Here is a 24,280-nt window from a genome sequence, read left to right on the forward strand (position 1 = left end):
CGACGTGATGGACCGCAAGTACCTGCGCCTGATCGCGGGCTCGTTCGGGGGCGGGCCGGTGGGGATCGAGACGATCGGGGCGGCGCTGTCGGAGCCGCGGGACGCGATCGAGGACATCATCGAGCCCTACCTGATCCAGCGTGGCTTCGTGCAGCGCACCCCCCGCGGGCGGGTGCTCACTCCCCATGCCTACAGGCACCTGGGGATGGCCGTGCCCGACCGGACCGAGGCGGCCGCGTGAGGCGGGACCTGCCCGCGGTATCGTCATCCCGGCTTCATGCGGCGCGCCCGTTTCCCGGACGCCTGGAACGCAAGTGGAAGGTGATCCGGGGGCGAAGCACCGCGCAGCGGCACAGTTTGCTGCCGGTAGACGCTTCGCGACGTTGTCCGCTGGATCCCGGGTTGCATTCCGCATTCGCTGCATGCGCCCGGGAAAGGAGGTGCGCCTAACGCCTCTTGCTGGGTGCTTTTGCGCGAGCCCACCGACGCTGCGGCAGGTCGGGGATGAAATCGCGATCGGTCAGCGCGGCCGCCACCACCGCGAGCAGGCCGAGATGCAGGGCCGCCGCCGCGAGCGCGGGGCTCAGCACTGCGCCGAGGGCGATGGAGGCCCCCGCCATCGCGGGCGGTCCGACGACGTAGATCGCCGTTCGCCACGGGCCGGCGGGCCGGGCCAGGCGCCAGAAGCAGGCCGCGACCGCAGCAAGTGCCAGCCCACCTTTGATCACCGCCATGAAGCGGATCACCCGGACGAGGTCGGGATCGAGGCGCGTCACGGGCGCCCGGGCCGCTGCCGCCCCCGCAATCGCGAGCGCCGCGACCGTCAGCAGGACGAGCGCGGTGCGACCCGGCCGCGGCAGACTTGCTCCCCGGCCGGTGGCGGCGTCGAGCGGGATATCAGCGCGCACAGGTCCCTCCCGGAGTGGTGCCTCAACCACCGGTCGCCCGCGGCGCGGGGAACCGGATCGCGCAGGCCTGTCGTCGGCGTGCCGAGTGTGCGGCAGGAGCCGCTATCCGTCAAAGACCCCGCCGGACGACCCATCGCCGCGGCCGGCATCGGAGGCTCCGGTCACGCCTTCCGGATGTTCCAGAGGATCGGAAATCCCACGACTCGGCCCGTGAGGTTGCGCCGGTAGGAGGTCATCGACCGATAGGAGCCGACCGGCACGTAGACCACCTCGTCGAGCGCGACCCGCTGCATGTCGGCGCAGATCGCCTTGCGCGCCGCCTCGTCGGGGGCGGCGAACCACGCGGTACGCAAGGCCTCCAGCTTCGGGATCGTCGGCCAGCCGAACCACGCGTTGGTGCCGTTCGCCCGGAGCGGCTGCAGCGCGGCCGGGTCGGCGTTGTCGAAGGACGAGAACGTGGTCAGCAGCACCGACCAGCCGCCCTTGTCGACCGGCTCGCGCGAGACCCGCCGCTGGATCACGGTGCCCCAGTCGCTCAGCGCCGTGTCCACGTTGAAGCCGATCCGCGGCAGGAGATCGGCCGCCACTTGGGTGATCGCCGAGGGCGCCAGGATGTCGGTCGGGCCGATCAGCCGGATTTTCGCGCCGTCGTAGCCCGCCGCCTTCAGGAGGACCTTGGCCTTGTCGAGGCTGCGCGGGCCCGTGAGCGCGTCGAGACCCGCCTCGGTCGCCATCGGCGTGCCCGGCGTGAAGATCCCGCAGCGGTCGTTGTAGTTGGCCGGGTCGTCGCCCGCGACCGCCGCCATGAAGTCGCTCTGGAGGATGGCCGGCAGCACCGCCCGGCGCACCGCGACGTCGTCGAAGGGCGGGTGCAGGTGGTTCATGCGCAGGATGGCGGGGTTGGTCAGCCGGTCGAGGCCCTCCACCACGATGTCGCGGTTGCGGGCGAGCAACTGCTGCAGCTCGGGCGGGGGCTGCTCGTACCAGTCGATCTCGCCGTTCTGGAGCGCAGCGGCCGCGGTCGCGCCGTCCGCGATGATCTGCCACTCGATCCGGTCGAAATGCGCGACCTTGCCGCCGGCGGTCAGGCTCGGCGCGCCGGGGGCGGGCACGTAGCCGGTGTGCCGCTCGTAGACCATCAGGCTGCCGGAGTTGAATTCGTCGGCCTTCCAGCGGAACGGGCCGGAGCCGGTGGCGTCCGTGATCTGCTTGAACGGGTCGGTGCGGGCGATCCGCTCGGGCATGATGAACGGCGGCTGGCTCACGCTCGCCAGCGCGTTCGGAAGCAGCGGGAACGGTTGCTTGAGCCGGAACACGATCGTGGAATCGCCGTCGGCGCTCAGCTCGTCGGTCGCCGCCATCAGCACCTGGCCGAACCCGTTCCGCGCGGCCCAGCGCCGGATGCTGGCGACGCAGTCCCGGGCCAGGACCGGCGTGCCGTCGTGGAAGCGCAGGCCCTCGCGCAGGGTGATGGTGACCCGGCGCCCGTCGTCCTCGACCCGGTGGCCGGCGGCCATCTGCGGCCGGGGCTGCAGGTCGGCGTCGAGGCCGAACAGCGTGTCGTAGATCACGTAGGCGTGGTTGCGCGTCACGATCGCCGTCGTCCAGATCGGGTCGATCGACGTCACGTTCGCCTGGGGCACCATGCGCAGGACCCGGTCGCCCTGGGCCCGGCCGATCCTGGGGGCTGCCAGGGCCGCGGCCCCCGCGGCGAGGAATGTGCGACGCTTCATCCGTGCTCCTGGGCCCGAGAGGCGCGAGCGTAGCAACCGCCGGACCAGACGACGAGCGCAGCTTTGCCCATGCAACCTATGCGGGCGGACGCGCGCCCGGTCCCGGATGCCGTCGTGTCGCCGTGCGCACCGGAGACGGAGTATCCCAGCCTATTTCTTGCGTCATAAATGCGCTGCTCAGCGTTATGATTTGACTTCGAGCCGGCCCTCGACTTTCCTCTAGCCATGTCAAGGTTGCATCGCCTCTACTATACGACGAGCGATCAGCCGGAGGAGGAAGGATTCGAGACATGGCGCCGGCTCATGGCGCCCATGTACGATATCCGCCCCGGCCGGCGGCGCGGACGTCGCCCCGGGGGCCGGACCGTCGCCTATCTCCTCGGCGACATGCTGGCCAACCGCACCTACTTCAGCGGGCAGCACGTCACGCGCGACCGGAAGCGCGTGGACAGCACGCCGGACCACATCCTGTTCCAGCTCTGGCGCACCGGCGGCTATGCCGGCGAGATCGAGGGGCAGCCGATCGTCCTCGGCGCGGGAACCGTCGCCCTGTCGGATCGGCGGCGGACCCTCGACGTCCGCTTCGCGCCGTCCGACACGATCGGCCTCGTCGTGCCGCGCAACCTCCTGCACGGGATCGATCTCGAAACGCTCGGCCTGCGCTTCGACGCGGCCCGCAACCGCCTGCTGGCGGCCTGGATCCTGGCCCTCTATCGCCGCCTGCCGGAAACCGACGCCGCCGCGATTCCCGCGCTGCGGGCGGACCTGATCGCGTTCCTCCAGCGCATCCTCGACCCGTCCAGGGCGGTCGATGTCCTCGACGGCCGGGACCTCGATGGCGGCCTCCTCGCCCTGGCCGAGGGCGTCATCCTCGGCCTCATGGGGCGGGCCGACCTGACGCCCGAGCGGATCGCGGCCGCGTTGCGCATCTCGCGGACGTCGCTCTACCGGCTGTTCGCGCCCTGTGGCGGGGTGATGGGCTACGTGTACGAGCAGCGCCTCCTCGCCATGCGCGCCGCCCTCGCGGATCCGGTCGAGCCGCGCACCATCACGCAACTCGCAGATGATCACGGGTTCGTGAGCCTGCCGCATTTCAGCCGCAGCTTCCGGGCGCGGTTCGACGTCACCCCGCGGGCTTGGCGGGCGCACGCCCTGGCGCAGGCGAAGTCCGAGGGGCAGGACGCGCCGCGACCGTTCTGGCGGTGGTTCAACAACCTCGGCACTCCCGATCTCTCGGGGCGCCTCGTGGTGGCCGACCCGCGGCCCGCCCGGATGCACAGGATGCCGGGGCTCGCCGTCGCGCCGCCGATCCCGCAATGATCGCCGTCCGGCCCCGTCGCAACGCGCGCTTTTCGCAGGGCGCCGAAGCCGTGCGATGATGCCCCCAGAGGATTCGACATGCACGACGGCGACGACCGGCACACCCATCCGCACGACCCTGCGCAGGCGCACGGGCATCACCACGACGCCTCCGAGCGCTGGAAGCACGACGGCGTGCGGGTGATCCCGGGCGACCGGCTCGACGCCAACACCGCCCAGACGCCCGGCATGTTCCGGCAGGCGGCGATCAACGCCGCCCGGGTCGGCGCGCAGAAGATCTGGGCCGGCACGGTGGCGATCCAGCCCGACGCCAAGACCGGCGTCCACCATCACGGCGCGCTGGAGAGCGTGATCTACGTGGTCTCGGGCCGGGCGCGGATGCGCTGGGGCGAGCAGCTGGAATACGTCGCGGAGGCCGGCCCCGGCGATTTTATCTTCGTGCCGCCCTTCGTGCCGCACCAGGAGATCAACGCCTCGACCGACGAGCCCCTGCACTGCGTGCTGGTGCGCTCGGACAACGAGGCGGTGGTGGTCAACCTGCCCGACGTCGCGGCCGCCGAGGCGCCCGAGACGGTCTACTGGGTCGACCCGATCCACAAGCACCCGTGATCGCCCGGAGACTGGATCGATGAACCGGGACGGGCGACCCGCTACCCGGCGTCGAAGGCGGGATCGCCGTAGGGGTAGAAGTCGGCGGGCTTGAGGTTCCGATAGGGGAGGGCGTCGAGATGCACCGTCCCGACGAACGGCTCGGACGGCTCGACCAGCAGGATCGTTTTCGCAGAGCCGCCGTCGTCGAAACCCCGGCGGAAATGGACCCGGGACTTGATCGCCACCACGTCGAAATCCTCCGGCTTCAGGCCGAGGTCCCAGAGTTCCGACGGCTCCATGATCTGGACGAGGTAGGGGCTGAGGACGAGCAGGTTGCCCCGGCCGAAGGCGACGCAGAGCCAGGTGCCGGCGCCCCGGCCGGTCGTGCCGGCGACGACGGCCTGCACCGTCCCGGTGACGCGGACCGGGGCGCCCGCGGAGGGCTCCGCCTCGTCGCCCACGGGGCCGCCGACCTCCGCGTCGAACGGATCGCCGGCCTTCACGCCCCCGGCCATCAGCCGGTCCAGCACCGCCGGCGAGGCGATTGTGGCGATCAGCGTACGCTCCAGCCCCTGCGCCACCACCGCGGCGAGGAGCCAGGTCGCCCGGCCCGAGCGGTCGCTGTAATCGGCGAGCACGACCGGCGCCGCGCCCGCGCGCACGGCCTCGGCCGCCCGGGCGACCCCGTCCCGCATCGGGTGGATCGCGACGCTCGACACCAGGGCGGCCCGGTGCCGCCAGGTCCAGGCCGCCATGTCGCGGGCGATCCGGTCGGCGAGATCGGGATCGCCGTTCGTCAGGACCTGAACCGCCATGCCGGCATCCGGCACGTCCGACCAGGGGAAGCCGAAGAACACGTTGACGAAGACGTCGGGCTCCCGCGCCTCCCAGACCAGCGCGCGCTGGACGAGGTCAGACCAGGGCGGGGCGCCGGTCCACATCACCACCGTCGGGGCGAGGATCGGGATGGGGATCGTGCGGTGCGCCGGCCGGAAGCTGCCGCGGATCGTCCGCACCAGCATCCGCGCGGCGCGCTGCCCCTGGAGGTGCATGTCGTAATGCGGAAAATACTTCACCGCGAAGGCCATGTCGGCATGGCGCAGGAATTCGGCATCCTCGTTGCCGTGCGGATCGAAGGTCGCGGCGATCGGCACGCCCGGCCCCACCACCGCCCGCACCCGCCGGGCGATCTCGGCCTCGGGCCGCTGCACGCCGCGCACCGCCATCGCCCCGTGCAGCGCGAGGTAGACCCCGTCGAACGGCGCCCCCGCCTCCAGTTCCGCCAGCATCGCGCCGAGGAAGTGCGCGAACGCGTCCTGCGTCACCCAGCCCGAGCCGATGCCGGTGCGCGGCCAGAGCGGGGAGGTGAGGCCGACGAGGTCGACCCCCGCGTATTCCCGGGCGACCTGGACGAAGCCGCCCATGTAGCCCTTCGGATCGGTGGCGAGCAGCGCCGCGCCGCCCGCCGGGGAGCCCGGATAGACGAAGTCGTCGCGGGTCGTGTCGTTCGGCAGGAACGTCACGGTCTCGTGGGTGAACTGGAGCACGGCGATGCGCATCGGCTTCGTCTCCTCAGGCCGGCCGGACGTCGTAGAATTGCGGGAAGCCGGTGCGCAGGCCCGTCAGCCCGCGATAGGCCGTGGCCTCGTAATAGGCGCCGAGCGGCAGGTACGGCACGTCGATGAAGAACTGCCGCTGGATCTCGGCGCAGATCGCCGTCTGGGCCGCCAGATCGGGTGCGGCGAACCATTGCGCGCGCAGCGCCTCCAGCCGTGGCGCCCGGGGCCAGCCGAACCAGGCCTGGTTGCCGTTGCCGCGGATGCCGAGCTGGCCGGCGGGATCGAAGTTGTTGGTGCCGTTCAGGTAGGTGACGAAGGTGCTCCAGCCGCCCGTGTCCGGGGGCTGGCGGCTCGCCCGGCGCTGCACCAAGGTGCCCCAGTCCATCGCGACGACGTCGACATTCAGCCCGCTCTTCTGGAACGCCTCGGCGGCCACCAGGGCCAGCGGGTGGGTGGCGGGATAGTCGGTCGGATCGAGCATGACCACGCGCTCGCCCCGGTAGCCCGCCTCAATGAGCGCGCGCTTCACCGCGCCGAAGTCGCGGGGGCCGACCAGCACCTCGGTGCCCGCCCGCGTCGCCATCGGCGCGTCGGGGCTGAAGACGCCGACATGGTCCTTCCACAGGGCGCGCTCGTCGCCCGCCACCGCGCTCATGAATTCGCTCTGGTCGATGGCGCCGAGCAGCGCCCGGCGGATCGCGGGGTTGTCGAAGGGCGGGTGCAGGTGGTTGAAGCGCAGGCAGCCGATGCCGCCGGCCGGATCGAGCACCTCCAGCCGGATCTCCGGCTTGGCCCGGAGCAGCCCCTGCAGGTCCGGCGTCGGGTTCTGCCACCAGTCGACCTCGCCCGCCGCCAGCGCGCTCGCCGCCGTGGAGGCGTCGGGCACGATCCGCCACTCGACCCGGTCGACATGCGCGTGCTTCGGCCCTGCGGTGAAGCTCGCCGTGCCGTCCGGGCGCGGCACGTAGCCGGCGAAGCGCTCGTAGACGGTGAGCGCCCCCGGGACCCGCTCGTCCGCCTTGAAGCGGAACGGGCCGGAGCCGACCATCTCGGTGACCTGAACGTTGGGATCGGTCTTCGCCAGCCGCTCCGGCATGATGCAGGGCATCGACGTGCCGGTCTTGCCGAGCGCCGCGGGCAGCAGCGGGAAGGGCCGCTTCAGGCGGAACACCACCTCGCGGTCGGAGGCGGCGGCGAGGTCGTCGGTGGCCTCCATCAGCGCCCGGGCGAAGGCGTCGCGGGCGGCGAACCGGCGGATGCTCGCCACCGCGTCCCGCGCCAGAACCGGCTCGCCGTCGTGGAAGCGCAGGCCCTCGCGCAGGGTGAGCCGCCAGAGGCGGCCCTCCGCCTCGACCGCGTGCCCCGCCACCATCTGCGGCTCGAAATCGTAGCGCGCGGTCTGGCCGTAGAGAGTGTCGAAGACGAGGTAGCCGTGGTTGCGCGTCACGGTCGCGGTCGTCCAGACCGGATCAATGACCGCGACGTCGCTCTCCGGGATGAAGCGCAGGACCTTGGCGGGCTGGGCCACGGCGGGGCGGGCCAAGGACGCGGTGGCCAAGGACGCGGTGGCCAAGGATGCGGGAGTCAGGGACGCGGCGGCCAAGCCTCCCAGGACGTCGCGGCGCCTCATGGGCACCCGATCGGGTTGATCAGCATCGGAATTCGCATGCCCTTCGTCTCATCTCGCCCCGCAGAGTGGCGCCGGGGTGGCGGCGAGGCAAATCCAGGGCCGTCCTCATGGGCTCGCCTTGTCGGCGGCGTCGCCCGTGCCGCCGACCTGACCGTCGCTGCCGAGGGAGTAGACCTCGTAGGGTCCCTGGCTGCCCGGCGACCGGTACAGGTAGGGCCGGCCCCAGGGGGCGGTCAGGCCGCGCGTGGTCTCGCCCGCGATCTGCAGGGCGAGCAGGATCCCGAGGGCGGCGACCGCGAAGGCGACAAGCACCTCGACCACCGTGAATCCGGCCTCGCCGCAAGGCTCCCGGGCGCTCACCGGATCACCGCCCGGTCCACGCGGGCTGTGAGGGTGCCGACCGACAGGATTGCGCCCCCGGGCGGTCCGATCAGGATGCGGCCGCCGCTGGATCCGCCATCCGGCAGGAAGCGGATCTCGGGCGGCAGGCCTGCCTCCGCCCCGGCGGTCTCGACGCGGATCGGGAGCGGCGCGGTCGGGATCGGCGCGGCGCCCGCGCGGGAACTGAGGAACCGGCCCGATTCGGGCTCGAAGGCGAGGCGCGTCGTCCGCCCGGAGCGGAGGGCCTCCGCGTGCAGGAGGCCGATCGCGGCGGCGATCATCCCGGACAGGCGTCCGGCGCGGCGCCCGGCATCGAAGCCGCCGGCGAACTGGGCGGCGAGACCGGCGGCCAGCCCGATGATCGCGAGGGTCACGAGCATCTCGACGAGGGTGAAGCCTGCGTCCTCGGCCGCGTTCCTGATCGATCCGTCCGCCGGCACTGTCGCGACGCGTCCTCTCGTCTGTGCCTCTGTCGGCTCCGCGGACGCGGCCGGGCAGACCGGATCATGGTAAAGATTGGGTTTCCGGCGACGCGATACGGGGCCGGATCCGTCGCAACCGACGCACTTCCGTGCCGCCGCCCTGATCGGCGGGTCCAGGTTCTGTCCGGCCGGCAGGATCGGCGTGCAGCATCCGCCGCGCAGTGGCTGTGCGTCGCGCTGAGCCGGCCGCGCGCGCGGCGCACGGAACTTGCACCGCCATCGGCTGACAGGAGCCGCCGCATGGACACGCCCGACCGCAGCCGCTGGGTGCAACTCGCCCTCGGCCTCATCGTCATGATGGCGATCTCCAGCCCGCAATACGTCTGGACGCTGTTCGTCAAGCCGTTCCAGGAGGCCACGAACGCCTCGCTGGCCGCCGTGCAGGTCACCTTCACGGCGGTGATCGTCCTCCAGACCTTCTTCTCGCCGGTGCAGGGCTACCTGATCGACCGCTTCAGCCCCAAACTGATGATCGCGCTCGGCGCGGGCCTCTCCGGCCTCGGCTGGGTCGCCGCCTCCGCCGTCGACACGCTACTCGGCCTCTACGCCACCTACGGCCTGCTGTGTGGTCTGGGCACCGGCATCGTCTACGTCGGGATCGTCGGGCTCATGGTCCGCTGGTTCCCGGATCGACGCGGCTTCGCGGCCGGACTCGTCGCGGCCGGCTACGGCATGGGCGCGATGATCACGACGTTCCCGATCACCGATATGATCGCGGCGTCGGGCTTCCGCCACACGCTGTTCGTGTTCGGCCTCGTCCTCAGCGTGGTCGGCGTCCTGGCGGCGTTGGGCCTGAGGGCGCCCCGTGCGGGTGAGGTTACCGCAGGCGGCACGCGCGTGGTCGGTGCGGTGACCGACACCGCTCCGGCGGCGATGCTGCGCACGCCGCTGTTCTGGCTGATGTTCGCCATGATGACGATGATGTCGACCGGCGGGCTGATGGTGGTCGCCAACTTCGCCGCCTTCGCCCGAGAATTCGGCGTCGCGGACGCGGTGGTGTTCGGCGTGGCCGCGCTGCCCTTCGCGCTCACCTTCGACCGGATCACCAACGGCCTGACCCGCCCGTTCTTCGGCTGGGTCTCCGACCGCATCGGGCGCGAGCGGACGATGACGATCGCCTTCCTGGGGGAGGCCTGCGCAATCGCCCTGCTGCTGCATTTCCGGGAGAACGCCTACGCCTTCGCCCTGCTGTCGGGCGTGGTGTTCTTCGCCTGGGGCGAGATCTTCTCGTTATTCCCCTCGCTGCTGACCGATGCGTTCGGCACGCGGCATGCAACGACGAATTACGGGTTCCTCTACACGGCACAGGGCGTCGGCTCACTGCTCGGCGGCCCGATCGCCGCACTCGTCCATGACGCGGCCGGTGGTTGGGCGCCGGTGTTCGGGATCGCGATCGGCCTCGATGTCGTAACGGCCACTCTGGCCTGGCTCGTCCTGTTGCCGGCGCGACGGCGCTACCGTGCCGCGCACGATGCGACGCCCGCCGCCCCCGGCGATCTACGGCCCATCCCGCAGACTCCCTGAGGCGGTTTCCACGGACGCGGTCACCGGCCCGGCGGCGGACGCCTGCCCCGACGCAAGTCGCCCGCGTCGGGGCGGCTTCAGCCGGGGTCGAGGGCGCGGTTGGTGTCGTCCTTGAGCAGCGCGGTTGCGATCAGGCTGATCACCGCGCAAGCGGCGATGAAGCCCGCGATGGCGTAGCCGGAATGCGTGCGCGCCAGCAGCGCGGTGGCGATCAGCGGCGCCGGCCCCCCGGCCAGGATCGAGGCGAGCTGGTAGCCGAGCGAAGCCCCGCTGTAGCGCAGCCGTCCGGGGAAGCACTCGGCGATCAGCGCGGCCTGCGGGCCGTACATGATGTCGTGCGGCACCAGCGACAGCACGATCGCAAGGACGATCAGGGCCGGACGCTGGGTGTCGAGCAGCATGAAGTAGACGACGCCGTACACGCCGGTGAGCGCCGCTCCGGCCATGTAGATCCGCCGGCGCCCGAACCGGTCGGACAGCCAGCCGGCGAGCGGGATCATCACCAGCGAGACCGCCGAGGCGGCCAGGACGGAGCTAATCAGCAGGTCGCGCGACAGCTTCAGCTCGCCCACACCGTAGCCGAACACGAAGGCGGTGAAGATGTAGAACGGGGCCTGCTCGCCCAGGCGGGCCAGCGCGGTGAGAGCGACCTCGCGCGGATGCCTGCGCAGGACCTCTTTCACCGGCGCCTTCTCGACCTGTTTCCCCGCCGTCACGGCGCGGAAGGCCGGGGTCTCCTGGATGCCGAGCCGGATCCATAGGCCGAGGCCGACGAGCAGGATGCTCAGGACGAACGGGATGCGCCATCCCCACGTGAGGAACTGGTCGCCGGAGAGCGCGCTGAAGGCGAGCACGGCGAGGTTGGCCAGGAACAGCCCGGCCGGCACGCCGAGCTGCAGCCACGCGGCGATGAAGCCGCGGTTCCCGTTGCCGCGCGCCCACTCCATCGCCATCAGGACCGAGCCGCCCCACTCGCCACCGACCCCGATCCCCTGAACGACCCGCAAGATCGTCAGAATGATCGCCCCCCAGTTGCCGATCGAGGCGTAGCTCGGGACGAAGGCCACGAGGAAGGTTGCGAGCCCCATCAGCAGGAGCGTCGCGATCAGGGCCGACTTGCGCCCGATGCGGTCGCCGTAGTGGCCGAAGATGGCTGCCCCCACTGGGCGGGCGACGAAGCCGAGGGCGTAGACGGAGAAGGCCTCCAGGGTTCCGCCGAGGGGATCCGAGCCCGGAAAGTACAGCTTGGCGAAAACGAGGCCGGTGACGGTGCTGTAGAGGAAGAAGTCGTACCACTCGATCGTCGTGCCGATCGTGCCGGCTATGACCGCGCGGCGGAGCTGCGCGCGGTGCTCGGCCTCGGACAGGACCGGGATGAGGTGTACGTCCGCGACGCTGCCGGTGGCCGCCATCCCGTACCTCCCACGGCGGGAACATCGCGCTCCCTCGCGCTTCGAACGCGCCGGGGGCCGGAAAATCCCCGTGCGGGCGCGGGTGCTAGCGTGACAGGCGACATGCGGCCCGGCGGTACCGACCCGCGTGTCGCATTGCCGGCAATCTAAAGTCTCTCGGAGCGCGCTCCAAGCCTGCGAATGGCAGGTCTCGCCCCCTCCGTTCTCGGCCCGTCACCGCAAGGCGATCTCGAAGCCGCGCTTGACGCCCGGGCGAAGCATCAGCGCTTCGTACCAGCGCCGGACGTGGGGGTAGTCGCCGAGGTCGATCCGATGGCGTTCGTGCCGCCACGCCCAACCCAAGATCGCGAAATCCGCAATCGACAGCGTGCCGGCCACGTACTCGACCGCCGCCAGCCGCCGATCCAGCACGCCGTAGAGCCGCCGCGTCTCGGCCTGATAGCGCTCCAACCCGTAGGCCCGATCCGCCTCCGCCACGCCGAGGAAGTGGTGGACTTGCCCCGGCATCGGCCCGAAGCCGCCCATCTGCCACATCAGCCATTCCAGCACCGCTATGCGCTGCCGACGGTCGACGGGCAGAAACAGCCCGGTCTTCTCGCCGAGATAAAGCAGGATCGCACCCGACTCGAACACCGATAGTGGCGCGCCGTCCGGCCCATCCGGGTCGACGATCGCGGGGATGCGGTTGTTGGGGCTGATCGCCAGAAATGCGGGATCGAACTGCTGGCGGTTGGTGATGTCGACGGTCCGCACTCGATAGGGCAGACCCATCTCCTCCAACGCAACGCTGATCTTGCGCCCGTTTGGCGTGTCCCACGTGTACAGCTCGATCATGATGGCTGATCCCTCGCCGTCGACCCGACGTTTCCGGTCTCCGTCAGTGTGCGTCCTCTGTCCGCGTCGTCCGGCGCCACGGACGTCAACATCAACCCGATTGCCGTCTGAGCCCGTCCCGGCTGCGGTCCGCTTCTCCGGCGCGGCCTCTCCGAAGCCGCCATTCTGCTTACGGCCACACGCCGCCGGGGCATCACCGCGCCGGTGATGCCCCGGCGGCGCCGTCGAGGGCCAGCATCGCGCGGTTCACCCGCTCGGCAATCTCGGCGCAGGAGCCAGCCGCACGATCGCTCAAGCGGCCGTCGAGGAACAGGCTCGCGAGGCCATGGGTCAACGACCAGCAGCCGAGGATCAGGGCCTCGTGCTGCGCCTCGGGATAGGCGCGGGCGACAGTGCCCGAAAGGACGGCATAGGTTGCATCGCGCGCGCCACGCAGGTCCGGATCGCTGGAGCGGCACCGGGACCCGAACATCAGCCTGAACAGGGCCGGGTGATCGATGGCGTACGCGACGTAGGCGACGCCGATGGCCACGAGCGCTTCTCGCGGGTCACCGGAGGACGAGGCGTCCTTCATCGCGGTGGCGAGCCCCTCGAAACCGTGCCGGGCGACGGCCGCCAGCAGCGCGGCCTTGTCGGGGAAGTATCGATAGGGCGCCATCGCCGAGACGCCGACGCGGCGCGCCACCCCGCGCAGGGACAGGGCGTCCACCCCCTCGGCGGCGAGCAGATCCAGGGCCGCATCGATCAGCGCGGGACCGAGGTCGCCGCGCTGGCGCTGGATCGGTTCGGCCTCGTCCATCCCATGATCCCCCAGCGGCCGTGCGTCATCCGCACGGGACGTCGGGACCTTCTGCCACGGTCGAGGCCGGGCCGCGTGCCGCCGCGCCGCCGGCGGCGGCAAATCACTCGCCGGTGTAACCAAGCGGATTGATCGGGCTCGGCAGCCCCGGGCCGCGACGGCCCCAGTTCGCCCGGTCGCCGAACAGTTCGAGATTCTGGACCGGGGCGGTCTGAATGCTTCCGGTGGTGCGCGGCGCGGCAACCTGCGTGGCGTCGACCGCCGGGTTCGGCCGGCGCGATCCGTGATGCGGTGCGGCGGAGGCGGCGATCGTGCCGACGAGGACAAGGCCGGCGGCGAGGGCAATCGTGCGCATGGGAGTCTCCGTTCGTGACGGCCGGCCGCTTGGCCAGGGCCTCCGCTTACAATGTAAGCTTGTTTCGGAGACTTGTGTACGGTGTAAATCTTCGGATGTGCGGAAGCGCACTGGCGCCCCGAAGCAGAGTCGCGTTGGCCGGCCCACACGGGACACGACAGCACGCCGGGGCAGATCGGTCGGGTGATCCCGACCGACCCCCTCATCCTGCGGTGACTGCGTCAGCGGGCCTCGACGGAGGGCTCCAGCCGGCCGCGCGATCCCTGGAGGGCTCCGCCGTCGAGGCCTGTGCCGTGCTCCGGCACCTGGGGATGACGGGGTTGGATTGGATGGCCGGCTTGCGGTGTCCCAGTCTCGCGTCGTGTACCGTGGGCGGGCCAACGCTTCATCCGCTCAAGTCCTCGGCGGACCGCAGGCTTTCGGCGCAAAACCGGCGGCCAGTTTTGCGAAGCCTGCGGAGTGCCGGAGCGGCTCGGGGGTGCGGGTCGGGACCGATCCGTTCTGGGGGCGGTCAGCGGCTGCGACGGGACAAGCGCTGCACGAGCCGCCAGTACGCGACCGGCATCAGGCGCTCGATGAGGGATACCAGCTTCGCGTCGGATCCGACGAGAACGCGCCGCCGCCGCTGCTCGACGGCCCGCACGATGATCTCGCCGGCCTGCGCCGGCGGCATCTTGAGCAGGGCATTGATCGCCCGGCGGCCCCGCTCACCCTCCTCGGTCGAAAGGCTCGCGGGGAGCCGTGCGGAATCGGCGATGGCGGTCGCTACACCGCCGGGATGGACGACGGTGACGCCGACCGGTCCATCCGCGAGTTCGTGGGCGAGGGCCTGGGAGAAACCGCGCACGGCGAATTTGCTCGCCGCATAGGCCGTCTGGCTCGGCGGCGCGACGAGGCCGTACATGCTCGACAGGTTGACGATCCGCGCCTCGGGACGGGTCAGCAGCATCGGCAGGAAGGCGCGGGTCATCCGCACCACCCCCCAGAAATTGATCTCCATCAGCCACTCGAAATCGGCCTCGCTGACCTGCAGGAAGGTGCCCCCGAGGGCCACGCCCGCGTTGTTGACGAGGAGGTCGAGATCGCCGTGCTGCGCCGTGACGGCCGCGGGGAACGCCGCGACCGCCTCCCGATCCGCCACGTCGAGACGGTGGCGGGACACGCGGATACCCGGGGGCAGCAAGCGTGCGGTCTCGGCGGTCCCGGCCTCGTTCAGGTCCGCCAGGGCGAGGTGACAGCCGCGGCGGGCGAGCGAGACGGCGAGGGCGCGCCCGATCCCACTGGCCGCCCCGGTCACGAGGGCCGTGCGCCCCTTCAGATCGAACATGGCTCCGTGCTCCCCGGCAGGACGGAAGGCGGGCGAACCGCCCTCACGCCGCGCGGCGTGTCTCCTCGCGCCGGCCGCCGAACTCCATCGTGCCGTCCGCGAGACGGCCGAAGCGGAGGTTGGCGAGGTCGAGCACGTAGTTCTGGTGGAGCTTCCAGGGGCGCGCGGTCCCCTGCTTGGGCATGAGATGCCGGGCCCGCTCGATGTAGCCGGAGGTGAACCCGATCATCGGCTCCTCACCGGTTGCCGCGCCCCGGCGGGGGGCGCACCAGCGCTCGCCCCGGGCCGCCATCCGGTTCAGGAGGCGGCAGACATAGCCCGCCGTCAGCTCGCATTTCAGCGTCCAGGACGCGTTGGTGTAGCCCAGCGCCAGAGCGAGGTTGGGCACGCCGCTGAACATCATGCCCTTGTAGAAATAGGCCCCCGCCGGATCGAACGTCTTGCCGTCAATGCTGAGTTGGACCCCGCCCATCATCTTGATCCTCAGCCCGGTGGCGGAGACGACGATGTCGGCGGGCAGGGTCTTGCCCGAGGTCAGCCGCAGCCCGGTATCGGTGAAGGTCTCGATCGTGTCGGTCTCGACCGAGGCCCGCCCCGCCCGGATCGTCCGGAACAGGTCGCCGTCCGGCACGAGGCAGAGGCGCTGGTCCCACGGCTTGTAGCGCGGCGTGAAATGCGTCCCGACATCGTAGCCGGCACCGAGCTGGGTCCGGATGCCGCCGAGGATCCGGCGCGTCATGGCCTCCGGCTTCCGGCGGGCGAATTGATAGAAGAACATCGTCAGGCCGATGTTCTTCCACCGGACCAGCCGGTGGGCGAGCGCGGCCGGGAGCCGGCGCCGCAGCCAATGGGCGATGCGGTCCTTGGCCGGCAGCGCGACGATGTAGGTCGGCGAGCGCTGGAGCATCGTGACGTGGGCGGCCGCCTTGGCCAGCTCCGGCACCAGGGTGACCGCGGTGGCGCCGCTCCCGATCACCACGACGCGCTTGCCGGCGTAGTCGAGATCCTCCGGCCAGGCCTGCGGATGGACGATGCGGCCGGAGAAATCCGCGGCGCCGGGCCATTCCGGAGCGTGTCCGCCCGTGTAGTCGTAGTAGCCGGCGCAGACGTAGAGGAACTGGCACGTATAGGTCAGGCGCTCGCGCTCCGGCCCCGCCTCGACCTCCACGGTCCAGCGCGCCTCCGGCGTGCTCCAGGCGGCCGCGACCACCCGCTGCCCGAAGCGCATCCTGCGGTCGATACCGAATTCCGCGGCCGTCTCCCTGAGATATGTCAGGATCGCGGACGCGTCGGCGATGGATCTGTCCTCGGTCCAGGGCCGGAAGCTGAATCCGAACGTGTAGAGGTCCGAATCCGAGCGCAGGCCCGGATAGCGGAACAGGTCCCACGTGCCGCCGAGCGCGTCGCGGGCCTCCAGGATCGCGTAGCTTTTGCCGGGGCAGCGGGTCTGGAGTGCGTAGCCGGCGCTGATGCCCGAGATCCCGGCACCGATCACGAGGACATCGAGGTGCTCGATTGCGGGCGTCCGCGCTTCCCGCGCCGTGACTGTTTGATCGTCCGCCATCCGCATCGCCGAAGCTCCCGTGATGTCCGACCCATTTCTAAGGTATACACCTTACGACCGTCAACGGGCAGACACCTTAATCGAGGCTCGGGACGGGGACCGCTGATACCGCGCCCAGGGGACGACCGCCGCCGCGTCTTCGCGCGGACGAACCGCGATGAGGCAGGCGCATCAAGGTTCGGTATAAGGTCCCCGGTTGATGGGGCTTCGGACGGGATACCGATGACGGGGGCGGGCGGCACGGCGCAGCCGACGATGCGGTCCAGGGCCAAGCCCGCGGCACCCCGCAGGACGCGCCTTCGCATCCTCGATGCCTGCCGCGTCCTGTTCAACGAGCGCGGTCCGGGCGTCGTGACGACGGCCGAGATCGCCGGGGCGGTCGGCATCAACGAGGGCAACCTCTACTACCACTTCCAGCGCAAGGAGCAGGTGCTGGAGGCGCTGTTCGCCGAGTTCGAGCAGGCGCTGCGCGCCACGGCCACGGCCTATGCCGCCAGCGACGACGGGCCGGCGCGCTACCGCACCTACCTCATGGGCTGGTTCCGCACGATGTGGGAATGGCGCTTCTTCTACCGGGACGGCAGCGTGGTCTTCCGACTCGCACCGCAACTGCGCCCGCGCCTGAGAACCCTCAGCGACGAGGGTCAAGCCCTCACCCGTCAGGCCCTGGAGGCGATGCAGCGGGCCGGGCTCGTGGCCATCCCGGCCGATGGGCTCGACCCGCTGGTGATCAACGCCTGGATCGTCTCCGCCTACTGGATCGACTACCTGCGCTCGCGCAGGGGCATCGACGCGGTGACGCCTGCCCATATCGACTGGGGGGCGCAGCAGGTCCTGAACCTGTTCCTGCCCTACCTGACGCCGCAGGGGCGGGCCGAAGCCGAGATCACCCCTGCCAGGATCGCCGATCAGCCCTTGTGAAGGAGCGGTGCCGGCGCCGGGCTGGCCACCGCGCCGCCGCCGGTCGGGAATGGCACGACGACGCGGAGCCAGCCCCGGGTCTCCTCGTTGCGCTGCCGCCGGCCGGCGGCGTTCAGCGTCTCGCGGGCGATCACCTGCCGGGTCACGTAGGTCTGCACGGCGAACCGGCCGAAATTGTAGCCCACCAGACCGCCGACCGCGACGTAACCCTGCGCCTGGTAACGCGCGTAGAGCGGGTTGCCGCGGTTCACCGGCAGATCGGTGTAGGCGTAGGCGACGGGGCCGATCTCGAAGGCGCCGAACTTCTTCGTCGCGGTCAGGTCGAGGTTCAGCGAGTCGGCGTTGGGGATCGGGCCGAGCGCCGCACCGACGAGGCCGCCATAACGGGCCGCGGGATCGAGCGTCCGGTTGTAGGTCAGCGCCGCGGTGAGATTGTAGCTGCCATCGCCGACGAAGCTTGCGAAGAAGCTTTGACGCAGGGTCGTGGAGGCGTCCTGTGGGACGAGCGGCGTCCCGCCGAAGCCGAGGCCGAGGGAGCCGCGGTCGCCGAACGGAAGGTAGGCGCCGATCAGGTAAGCCACACCGAAGCCGCCGCCGAGGTTCCAGGCGAAGGTGCTGCCGATGATCGGGTTGAAGAACACGCTGGCGTCCCGGTTCGGGATCGGCGCAGGGTTATGAGGACTGACGAATACGGACGGAACGGCCAGGAGCGGCTCGATATGCGCTCCGAAAATCCGGTACGGGGACGACCAGACGATCAGCGGGATGTTCACCCCAATATCGGGGGCATAGCGGTAATCGGAGCGTCCGACGCTGAACGTGTCGATGGCGTAGAAACCCTCCGGCAGGGGGAAACCCGCCGCCAGGCCGACCTGCTCGCCCGGTTGCGTCACGGGCGCGGCCTGGGCGGCCGTGACGGAGCAGGCCACGGAGACCGCGGCCGCAGCAAAAACCTTTCGCATGATCCTCCCCACGCAGCGGTATTTTTTGGCCGGGCTCGATCGCGATGCGTGCCCGTTGACCCGGCTGGCCCGGCGATCCCTGCCGGCAAAAGCCACGCTGACGATCATGACTTATTTTGCCGGTTTGAACATATGCCTCGCCACCATGGTGCGAGTTTATCGGCCATAATGTTGCAGTACGGACACAGAATCGCGCGCTCCACGGGACAGGGAGGTCCAAAGCCGGGAGGTCGAATGACAAACGGTCGAAAAATGTTACACTATAATGCAGTATTGCGCGTCGTTGTGGACGGTGTGCGGCTGCCGAAGCATCCCGCGTCCGGACCGCCGCGCGAGGGTGTCGCGCGGACGTCGCAGGCCGGATCGCCGCCCCCTTGGGACCAGTGGCGGATCGCTGGCCTTGCGGGTGGTGATGTCGACTTGCGGCGCGGCGGCAAGGTTCGGCCGTGATCCCCGCGGTGGCCCGGCTCCACCGCGTCGGAATGTGCGCTATGCACCCTTGCTCCCCGCATGTGCGGCTCGATCCCGCTCTTCGGCCACCAGAACGCTGGCCAGGAGCTTGCCGGCGGGACTGCGGGGCAGGCTGTCCCGGAACTCCAGCGCGCGGGGAATCTCGTGGCGGCCGATCCGGTCTGCGAGGAAGCCTTGCAGTTCGGTGAGATCGAACGGTGCCGCACCGGGCCGCAGGGTCACGAACGCTTTGGCCGACTGTCCGCGATAAGCGTCGGGGATACCGATCACGATGACCTCGGCGACGTCCGGATGCTCGTAGATCGCGCTCTCGATGACCGTGGGGTAAACGTTGAAACCGCTGGACAGGATCATGTTCTTGCGCCGGTCGATCAGGTCGAACAGCCCGTCCTCATCGACCCGACCGATGTCGCCCGTCAGGAACCAGCCGTCGCGGAAAGCGTCGCGCGTCGCCTCCGGGTTCTCGAAATAGCCGCGGAACACGTTGGGGCCGCGGATCGCAATCTCGCCGACCTCGCCCGTGGCGACCTCCCGGCTGAAATCGTCGAGGGCGACGACCCGCATGGCGATCCCGGGGAGCGGCACGCCGATCAGGCCGGGGCGCGGCTCCGCCTCGTCCGGCACGCGGGTCCCCGCCGGCGCGGTCTCGGTCATGCCCCAGCCGACCTGAAGCGGCTGACCGAGGATCCTCCCGAGGCGGGCCTGCACGTCGAACGGCAGGGGGGCGCCGCCGCTCATGCACAGGCGCAGCGAGGTGCAATCGATCGGCGTGCGGGTCGCCCTTTCGAGGAGGGCGAACCACATGGTCGGCACGCCATAGACGCACGTCGCTCTCTTGAGCGCGATGTCGTCGGCCAGGGCCTCGACGTCGAAACGGTGGTGCAGAAGGATCAGCCCGCCATCCCTGATCGTGCACAGGAGGACGGCGGTGAGGGCGTAGATGTGAAACAGCGGCAGCATGCCGACGACCCGGTTGTCGCGGGAGGGCATATCCGGGTGTTCGTTCCAGAGCCTGTAGATAGCGACCGCCGCGGTCAGGTTCCCCTGGGTGAGCATGGCCGCCTTCGGCAGGCCGGTGGTGCCGCCGGTGAATTGTAGGAGGAACACGTCGTCCGGCCGGCGAACCGGCCACGCGGCGGGGGGCGGAGCATCGAGCAGGCGCGCGAGGGGCACGATTCCGGCACGTTGCGGGACGCTCTGAGGCTCGGTCTCGGCGCAGGGCCCCCAGTCGCGATCCTCGGCGACGACCAGTCCATCGACGAGCCCCTGCTCCAGCAGATGGAGGGCCGCCTTGAGATAGCTCGGAAGGTTTGTGGTCAGGATGATCCGGGCGTGCGTCACCGCAAGCTTGTGGGCGAGTTCCCGGGGGGCATCGAGACCGGACAAGAGAACGACCCGCAGCCCCGCGCGCGCGGCGGCGAAGAAGGCGATCGGGTGCAGCGGGGTGTTGGGTAGGTACAGGCCGATGACCGCATCCTCTGCCAGTCCCATGGCGAGGAAACCGGCCGCCAAGCGCTCGACCTGCGCGGCGAAATCCGGATAGCTCAGGCGTCGTCCACGGAACTCGATGGCTGGTCCCTGACCGGCCGCCACACAGCCGGCGGCCAGAAGGTCGGGCAGCGTTGCGATCTCCAGGGGCGCATCCCAGTCGCAGGCGTGTGGAAACCGCCGCCGCCATGCAGGCCAAGCGGCTTCGGGAGCCCCGCTCCGCATATCGACCTCCCAAGTCCTGCGTTTTGAAAGCAGGTTCTCCCAAGAGGTATGGGGTGCGGAACTTGTCTGTCAACGCGGGCGGACCCGACCCTTGCGGCCTGCGTTGCAACGATCGGCCATGGCGGCGGGACGGACAATCGGGTCACGTATCTGCCGTCGCGACGGACTTTCCCCAAGGCGGAGCCGCCGCATCCGGCCAAGTTACGCCGCGCCGGATCACCGCGATCCGCAAAACCAGCCGTTCAGCTTCGCACCCATCCCGGCCGTTCGAGGCGCTTCCATCCGTACCCGGAAGCAGGCGGATAATAGATCTCGATAGGGTTCGATTGACGACTTTTCCTGCCAAAATGGTAGTTTTCGCGCGATATACAGAAAATTCAATTCAGATGTTTGCAATCCCAGGCAGGCGATCATGGGCAATCGCTCGGGCCGGGGTGATTTTGCCCGTCGGCACCGTGCTGCCAACAGAAGCTGGAATAGTTGTCATGCTCGATCTCACGGGCGACCGCCCCCAGCATGTCGAGCATCGCGACCGAGACCGTGCAACAATCGACCGCCGTGGCGGCGGCGAACCAAGCCTCGGCCAACGTCAACATCGTCGCGGCGGCGGCCGAGGAGCTTGGGGCACCCGTCGACGAGATCGGGCGGCAGGTCGCCGGCTCGGAGGACTTGGCCGGTCAGGCGGTCCGGGAGGCGGAGCAGACCGCCTCCCTGGTCCACAACCCCAATCGGGTACTCCGACTGGTTCGTTCCGTCCGAGAATGGCTGCAGCGTCAGCATCCGAGCACGGCGGACTGCACCAGCCCGCCGTGCCGATCTTCGCCTAACGTCCTTGCCGAGACAGCCCCGATCCGGGGGTCCACGACTGGCCCTGCGTTTCCTGCAGGGACCCGTCATTCGCCGGCAGGGTGCGGTAGGAGTTCCAACCGATCACATGGACGGGCTCGCCACCGGGTGGTGCGGGGTAGCCATGCCGGGCTAGCCAGCCGCGCATGTCGTAGATCTCGCGCTGCTGCTCGACGATGATCGCCTCGGCGAGCTGACGCGTCCACGGATCCTGGGCGCGGCTCAACGCGACCCGAGCCATATCGATGGCGCCTTGGTGGTGCGGGATCATCTGGATGCGGAAGTCCGCATCCGGGTCGCCCGTATAGGGCTGATCCATCGCGGCCATCATCTTATGATGGGCGGCCACGAACTCCTGCGTGGCCGCTGTCTGCGCCGCGGCTGGCTTCGATCCAGCGGCGTGCAGATGATGTTGGTGCTGGGCCCACGCAGCCGTGGTGGCGGCCAGCAGCGTGGCCGCGGCAACGAGATGTCGCATGGTACGTCCTATGGAACATGCCCCATCGACCGCTCGACGGCGGATCGCGGGCGAAGAATCGGGATGGTTGGAGATGCGCCGCGACAACCAGCGCGGGCGGCGGCTCAGGCGCCGAACGGTCGCGGAGGCTCGGCTGGCCGCTCGGGCTCGCACCCAGACAGGATCGGCGGCTCCGCGAAGGTGATCCGGCGACCACGATCATCCGGGCACACGACACCGGTCGCGTCGCCGATGATGGCTGGCGCGCAGCACGCTGCGCCGACATTGCAAGACGGGCAACCGGGCATCCCGTCGTGGCAGCCGTGACGGGTGGAACTCGCGCTGATCGCAGCCGAGGCCACGACACCGCCCGCAGCACTGCCGCCGTGCCTCGAATGGTCGTGCATGACGGCGTGGGATCCGCCGTGTCCCTCGTGCGCCGTCGCGGACGCAGCGGCGCCGCAGGCCGTCAGCATGACGGCGAGGAGAACGATCCGCGTCAGATACGCGATGAGGCCCAAGCTCAGCCTGTGATGGGTTTACAGTTCCGGTTGCCATTGGCGTAACAGTAGGCCCGGTCCGACGTCAATTCATGCGCGACGCGGTCCGATGCTGGTATCCCCGGACACGATCCCAACAGCCGCTTCCAACCCGCTGCAGGGGGCTCGGGCGCCATTCCAGGCAGCCCGAGGCGGCACCGTCGGCACGCCTCGACCGACCGGCGCGAGACCCAGGCAGCTCAGCGAGCGGCACTGGCTCTCCTGCGCGGTGTCGGTGGTTCGATGGCCCCCGTCGGGGGACCCGGATGGCAGGCGGGAACGGCCGTGCCGGTCTCCAGGCTGGCGATGATCGGGCAGTCCGGACGCCCGTCCCCGTCGCACGCATCGGCAAGAGACCGCAAGGCGTCTGCCATCGCGTTGAGCTGGCGCGCGCGGAGTTCAAGTTCCTCGACGTGCGCTTTTGCGATGGCCTTCACGTCGGCGTTGCTGCGGCCCGGGTCACTCCAGAGGCCGAGCAGCACGCGGATGCGGTCCAGCGAGAAGCCAAGGTCCCGGGCGTGCCGGATGAAGCCGAGCCGGTGCAGGTCTGCGGCGCCGTAGTCGCGGTACCCGCTGCCGCGCCTCTGCGCTGGGGGTACGAGACCGATGCTCTCGTAATGCCGGATCATCTTGGTCGAGACCCCGGAGGCCCGGCTCGCCTGTCCGATGTTCATCGCATCCATATCCCTGTTGACCTTACCACGATGGGAAGGTCCACGAAGGTCTGCAACCGCATCCGACCGGCTTCGCCCCAGGCACCTGCTCCAAGGCACGGGGCGGTCCGATCCCGCACGACGAACGGAGGCTCCGATGCCAACCACGGCCGCCCGTAAGGCCGACCTCTATCGCATGGTCATGCCCCAGCACGTCTGCCCCTATGGCCTGAAGGCCAGAGATCTTCTCGAACGCCAGGGGTTCGAGGTCGAGGATCACTGGCTGACGACGCGCGCGGACACGGATCGCTTCAAGGCCGAGCACGGGGTCAAGAGCACACCCCAAACCTTCATCAACGGAACGCGCGTTGGCGGCTTCGACGACCTGCAGCGCTACTTCGGCGAGGCTGCCAACGACCCGAACGCCACGACGTACACCCCCGTCGTCGCGGTGTTCTCGATGACAGCCCTGATGGCCCTGGCGGCGAGCGACGCCGTTTACGGCACTCCCCTGACAGTCCGGGCTGGGGAGTGGTTCATCGCCTTCAGCATGTGCGTGCTGGCCCTGCTGAAGCTTCAGGACGTCGAGACCTTCTCGTCGATGTTTCTCGGCTACGATCTGCTGGGCCGGCGCTGGGTGCGCTACGCCTACGCTTATCCCTACCTCGAAGCCGGGGCCGGCGTCCTGATGGCGGCGGCCGCCCTGAACTGGCTGTCGATCCCCGTAGCCCTGTTCATCGGCACGGTCGGCGCGGCCTCGGTGTTCAAGGCGGTCTACGTCGACAAGCGCGAGATCAAGTGCGCCTGCGTCGGCGGATCGAGCAAGGTACCGCTGGGTTTCGTCTCGCTGACCGAAAACCTGATGATGGTCGCCATGGCCGTCTGGATGTTGGTGGCGCACCACTGAGCGCAGAACGGCGACGATGAGCGCGGACAATGTCCACCTCGGACGAGGATCCAACGACAGATCAATAACCCCAGCCGAAGTCCTTGAGCGGCCGGTTGTGTCGACGTCGAGGATGCTCTGACGCCGGCCGAAGGAACGGAGATTTGAGCGTTTGGTCCCTCGGCTTCGGCGTCGAGGGGCTTCGAAGCCCACCCGGCGGCAATGCGCTCAACTCAGTCCTGCAAAGGTCGTACGCAATGACCCTGACGCGGGCATTGCCTACCGCCCGCGACAACCGCCGCGCACCTTCGGCCGATGATCAGCGAGCAAGATGCCGGCCAGAAGGTCGTTTCTGCGGTGCGGGACGTGCATCGATACGCGGACCATCGCACATCCAGCTTTGCGTTACGGGA

23 protein-coding genes are annotated in these 24,280 nt (G+C 69.8%); 6 read left to right on the forward strand and 17 right to left on the reverse strand.

What is annotated here, in order from left to right:
• A partial coding sequence (locus tag MKK75_RS16830) for a Holliday junction DNA helicase RuvB C-terminal domain-containing protein (RefSeq protein ID WP_279593944.1) occupies window positions 1-241 on the forward strand: 241 nt, incomplete at its 5' end.
• 205 nt (window positions 242-446) lie between these two features.
• Here MKK75_RS16830 and MKK75_RS16835 read toward each other — a convergent pair.
• Entirely contained in the window at window positions 447-908 is a 462-nt protein-coding gene (locus tag MKK75_RS16835; protein ID WP_244043696.1) for a hypothetical protein, read from the reverse strand.
• A 161-nt stretch (window positions 909-1,069) separates the two neighbouring features.
• Entirely contained in the window at window positions 1,070-2,641 is a 1,572-nt protein-coding gene (locus MKK75_RS16840; protein WP_244043697.1) for an ABC transporter substrate-binding protein, read from the reverse strand.
• Window positions 2,642-2,866: 225 nt separating this feature from the next.
• Between MKK75_RS16840 and MKK75_RS16845 the strand changes: the two genes are divergently transcribed.
• On the forward strand, window positions 2,867-3,961 hold the full coding sequence (locus MKK75_RS16845; protein ID WP_244043698.1) for a helix-turn-helix domain-containing protein: 1,095 nt from the start codon (window positions 2,867-2,869) through the stop codon (window positions 3,959-3,961).
• Window positions 3,962-4,039: 78 nt separating this feature from the next.
• Window positions 4,040-4,570 (forward strand): cupin domain-containing protein, encoded by a 531-nt coding sequence (locus MKK75_RS16850; RefSeq protein WP_244043699.1) that lies wholly within the window; start codon window positions 4,040-4,042, stop codon window positions 4,568-4,570.
• A gap of 41 nt (window positions 4,571-4,611) precedes the next feature.
• On the opposite strand, the gene MKK75_RS16855 is transcribed toward MKK75_RS16850, so the two are convergent.
• The 4 genes from MKK75_RS16855 to MKK75_RS36120 all read right to left on the reverse strand — a co-directional run bounded on the left by MKK75_RS16855 (window position 4,612) and on the right by MKK75_RS36120 (window position 8,562).
• Window positions 4,612-6,111: a M81 family metallopeptidase gene (locus MKK75_RS16855; RefSeq protein WP_244043700.1), complete on the reverse strand. Its 1,500-nt coding sequence runs from the start codon at window positions 6,109-6,111 to the stop codon at window positions 4,612-4,614.
• A gap of 13 nt (window positions 6,112-6,124) precedes the next feature.
• Window positions 6,125-7,741, reverse strand: a complete 1,617-nt coding sequence (locus MKK75_RS16860) for an ABC transporter substrate-binding protein (RefSeq protein ID WP_244043701.1) — start codon at window positions 7,739-7,741, stop codon at window positions 6,125-6,127.
• A 105-nt stretch (window positions 7,742-7,846) separates the two neighbouring features.
• On the reverse strand, window positions 7,847-8,101 hold the full coding sequence (locus MKK75_RS36115) for a type II secretion system protein GspG (protein ID WP_244043702.1): 255 nt from the start codon (window positions 8,099-8,101) through the stop codon (window positions 7,847-7,849).
• Entirely contained in the window at window positions 8,098-8,562 is a 465-nt protein-coding gene (locus MKK75_RS36120) for a Tfp pilus assembly protein FimT/FimU (protein WP_244043703.1), read from the reverse strand. The genes MKK75_RS36115 and MKK75_RS36120 overlap by 4 nt, the downstream gene beginning before the upstream one ends.
• 282 nt (window positions 8,563-8,844) lie before the next feature.
• On the opposite strand from MKK75_RS36120, the gene oxlT reads away from it, so the two are divergent.
• Window positions 8,845-10,128, forward strand: a complete 1,284-nt coding sequence (oxlT, locus tag MKK75_RS16875; RefSeq protein ID WP_244043704.1) for an oxalate/formate MFS antiporter — start codon at window positions 8,845-8,847, stop codon at window positions 10,126-10,128.
• A 77-nt stretch (window positions 10,129-10,205) separates the two neighbouring features.
• On the opposite strand, the gene MKK75_RS16880 is transcribed toward oxlT, so the two are convergent.
• From MKK75_RS16880 to MKK75_RS16905, 6 genes are all read right to left on the reverse strand, one after another.
• A complete protein-coding gene (locus tag MKK75_RS16880; RefSeq protein ID WP_244043705.1) occupies window positions 10,206-11,540 on the reverse strand; it encodes an MFS transporter in 1,335 nt (444 codons plus the stop codon).
• Window positions 11,541-11,753: 213 nt separating this feature from the next.
• Window positions 11,754-12,377: a glutathione S-transferase N-terminal domain-containing protein gene (locus MKK75_RS16885; RefSeq protein WP_244043748.1), complete on the reverse strand. Its 624-nt coding sequence runs from the start codon at window positions 12,375-12,377 to the stop codon at window positions 11,754-11,756.
• 190 nt (window positions 12,378-12,567) lie between these two features.
• On the reverse strand, window positions 12,568-13,173 hold the full coding sequence (locus tag MKK75_RS16890; protein ID WP_244043706.1) for a TetR/AcrR family transcriptional regulator: 606 nt from the start codon (window positions 13,171-13,173) through the stop codon (window positions 12,568-12,570).
• A 103-nt stretch (window positions 13,174-13,276) separates the two neighbouring features.
• On the reverse strand, window positions 13,277-13,528 hold the full coding sequence (locus MKK75_RS16895) for a hypothetical protein (protein WP_244043707.1): 252 nt from the start codon (window positions 13,526-13,528) through the stop codon (window positions 13,277-13,279).
• A 511-nt stretch (window positions 13,529-14,039) separates the two neighbouring features.
• Window positions 14,040-14,855, reverse strand: coding sequence for an SDR family NAD(P)-dependent oxidoreductase (locus MKK75_RS16900; RefSeq protein ID WP_244043708.1), 816 nt, complete (start codon window positions 14,853-14,855; stop codon window positions 14,040-14,042).
• A 43-nt stretch (window positions 14,856-14,898) separates the two neighbouring features.
• Window positions 14,899-16,419 carry a flavin-containing monooxygenase gene (locus tag MKK75_RS16905; RefSeq protein WP_244043709.1) on the reverse strand — a complete coding sequence of 507 codons (1,521 nt, stop codon included), beginning with the start codon at window positions 16,417-16,419 and terminating at the stop codon, window positions 14,899-14,901.
• A 222-nt stretch (window positions 16,420-16,641) separates the two neighbouring features.
• Between MKK75_RS16905 and MKK75_RS16910 the strand changes: the two genes are divergently transcribed.
• Window positions 16,642-17,340 (forward strand): TetR/AcrR family transcriptional regulator, encoded by a 699-nt coding sequence (locus tag MKK75_RS16910; protein ID WP_244043710.1) that lies wholly within the window; start codon window positions 16,642-16,644, stop codon window positions 17,338-17,340.
• Here the strand turns inward: MKK75_RS16910 and MKK75_RS16915 are convergent.
• From MKK75_RS16915 to cueR, 5 genes are all read right to left on the reverse strand, one after another.
• Complete coding sequence (locus MKK75_RS16915; protein WP_244043711.1) at window positions 17,328-18,302, reverse strand: transporter; 975 nt, start codon at window positions 18,300-18,302, stop codon at window positions 17,328-17,330. The two genes, MKK75_RS16910 and MKK75_RS16915, sit on opposite strands and share 13 nt — an antisense overlap.
• Window positions 18,303-18,791: 489 nt before the next feature.
• On the reverse strand, window positions 18,792-20,486 hold the full coding sequence (locus tag MKK75_RS16920) for an AMP-binding protein (protein WP_244043712.1): 1,695 nt from the start codon (window positions 20,484-20,486) through the stop codon (window positions 18,792-18,794).
• Window positions 20,487-20,896: 410 nt separating this feature from the next.
• Window positions 20,897-21,073, reverse strand: coding sequence for a hypothetical protein (locus MKK75_RS16925; RefSeq protein WP_244043750.1), 177 nt, complete (start codon window positions 21,071-21,073; stop codon window positions 20,897-20,899).
• Window positions 21,074-21,309: 236 nt separating this feature from the next.
• Entirely contained in the window at window positions 21,310-21,810 is a 501-nt protein-coding gene (locus tag MKK75_RS16935; RefSeq protein WP_244043713.1) for a DUF305 domain-containing protein, read from the reverse strand.
• 718 nt (window positions 21,811-22,528) lie between these two features.
• Complete coding sequence (gene cueR, locus MKK75_RS16940) at window positions 22,529-23,002, reverse strand: Cu(I)-responsive transcriptional regulator (protein ID WP_244043714.1); 474 nt, start codon at window positions 23,000-23,002, stop codon at window positions 22,529-22,531.
• Between the two features lie 136 nt (window positions 23,003-23,138).
• Here cueR and MKK75_RS16945 point away from each other — a divergent pair, with 136 nt between their 5' ends.
• Complete coding sequence (locus MKK75_RS16945; RefSeq protein ID WP_244043715.1) at window positions 23,139-23,888, forward strand: glutaredoxin; 750 nt, start codon at window positions 23,139-23,141, stop codon at window positions 23,886-23,888.
• Window positions 23,889-24,280 lie beyond the last annotated feature (392 nt).

Origin of the sequence: Methylobacterium sp. J-030 (assembly GCF_022829545.1) — a bacterium.
Lineage (GTDB): Bacteria > Pseudomonadota > Alphaproteobacteria > Rhizobiales > Beijerinckiaceae > Methylobacterium.

What these genes read in the sequence shown, in the direction of transcription:
- oxlT (WP_244043704.1), top strand. Translation starts at nt 8,845, where the DNA reads ATGGACACGCCCGACCGCAGCCGCTGGGTGCAACTCGCCCTCGGCCTC.
- cueR (WP_244043714.1), bottom strand. Translation starts at nt 23,002, where the DNA reads ATGAACATCGGACAGGCGAGCCGGGCCTCCGGGGTCTCGACCAAGATG.
- MKK75_RS16910 (WP_244043710.1), top strand. Translation starts at nt 16,642, where the DNA reads ATGACGGGGGCGGGCGGCACGGCGCAGCCGACGATGCGGTCCAGGGCC.
- MKK75_RS16855 (WP_244043700.1), bottom strand. Translation starts at nt 6,111, where the DNA reads ATGCGCATCGCCGTGCTCCAGTTCACCCACGAGACCGTGACGTTCCTG.
- MKK75_RS16850 (WP_244043699.1), top strand. Translation starts at nt 4,040, where the DNA reads ATGCACGACGGCGACGACCGGCACACCCATCCGCACGACCCTGCGCAG.
- MKK75_RS16840 (WP_244043697.1), bottom strand. Translation starts at nt 2,641, where the DNA reads ATGAAGCGTCGCACATTCCTCGCCGCGGGGGCCGCGGCCCTGGCAGCC.
- MKK75_RS16920 (WP_244043712.1), bottom strand. Translation starts at nt 20,486, where the DNA reads ATGCGGAGCGGGGCTCCCGAAGCCGCTTGGCCTGCATGGCGGCGGCGG.
- MKK75_RS16905 (WP_244043709.1), bottom strand. Translation starts at nt 16,419, where the DNA reads ATGGCGGACGATCAAACAGTCACGGCGCGGGAAGCGCGGACGCCCGCA.
- MKK75_RS16915 (WP_244043711.1), bottom strand. Translation starts at nt 18,302, where the DNA reads ATGCGAAAGGTTTTTGCTGCGGCCGCGGTCTCCGTGGCCTGCTCCGTC.
- MKK75_RS16945 (WP_244043715.1), top strand. Translation starts at nt 23,139, where the DNA reads ATGCCAACCACGGCCGCCCGTAAGGCCGACCTCTATCGCATGGTCATG.
- MKK75_RS16860 (WP_244043701.1), bottom strand. Translation starts at nt 7,741, where the DNA reads ATGAGGCGCCGCGACGTCCTGGGAGGCTTGGCCGCCGCGTCCCTGACT.
- MKK75_RS16880 (WP_244043705.1), bottom strand. Translation starts at nt 11,540, where the DNA reads ATGGCGGCCACCGGCAGCGTCGCGGACGTACACCTCATCCCGGTCCTG.
- MKK75_RS16845 (WP_244043698.1), top strand. Translation starts at nt 2,867, where the DNA reads ATGTCAAGGTTGCATCGCCTCTACTATACGACGAGCGATCAGCCGGAG.
- MKK75_RS16890 (WP_244043706.1), bottom strand. Translation starts at nt 13,173, where the DNA reads ATGGACGAGGCCGAACCGATCCAGCGCCAGCGCGGCGACCTCGGTCCC.
- MKK75_RS16900 (WP_244043708.1), bottom strand. Translation starts at nt 14,855, where the DNA reads ATGTTCGATCTGAAGGGGCGCACGGCCCTCGTGACCGGGGCGGCCAGT.
- MKK75_RS16935 (WP_244043713.1), bottom strand. Translation starts at nt 21,810, where the DNA reads ATGCGACATCTCGTTGCCGCGGCCACGCTGCTGGCCGCCACCACGGCT.
- MKK75_RS16895 (WP_244043707.1), bottom strand. Translation starts at nt 13,528, where the DNA reads ATGCGCACGATTGCCCTCGCCGCCGGCCTTGTCCTCGTCGGCACGATC.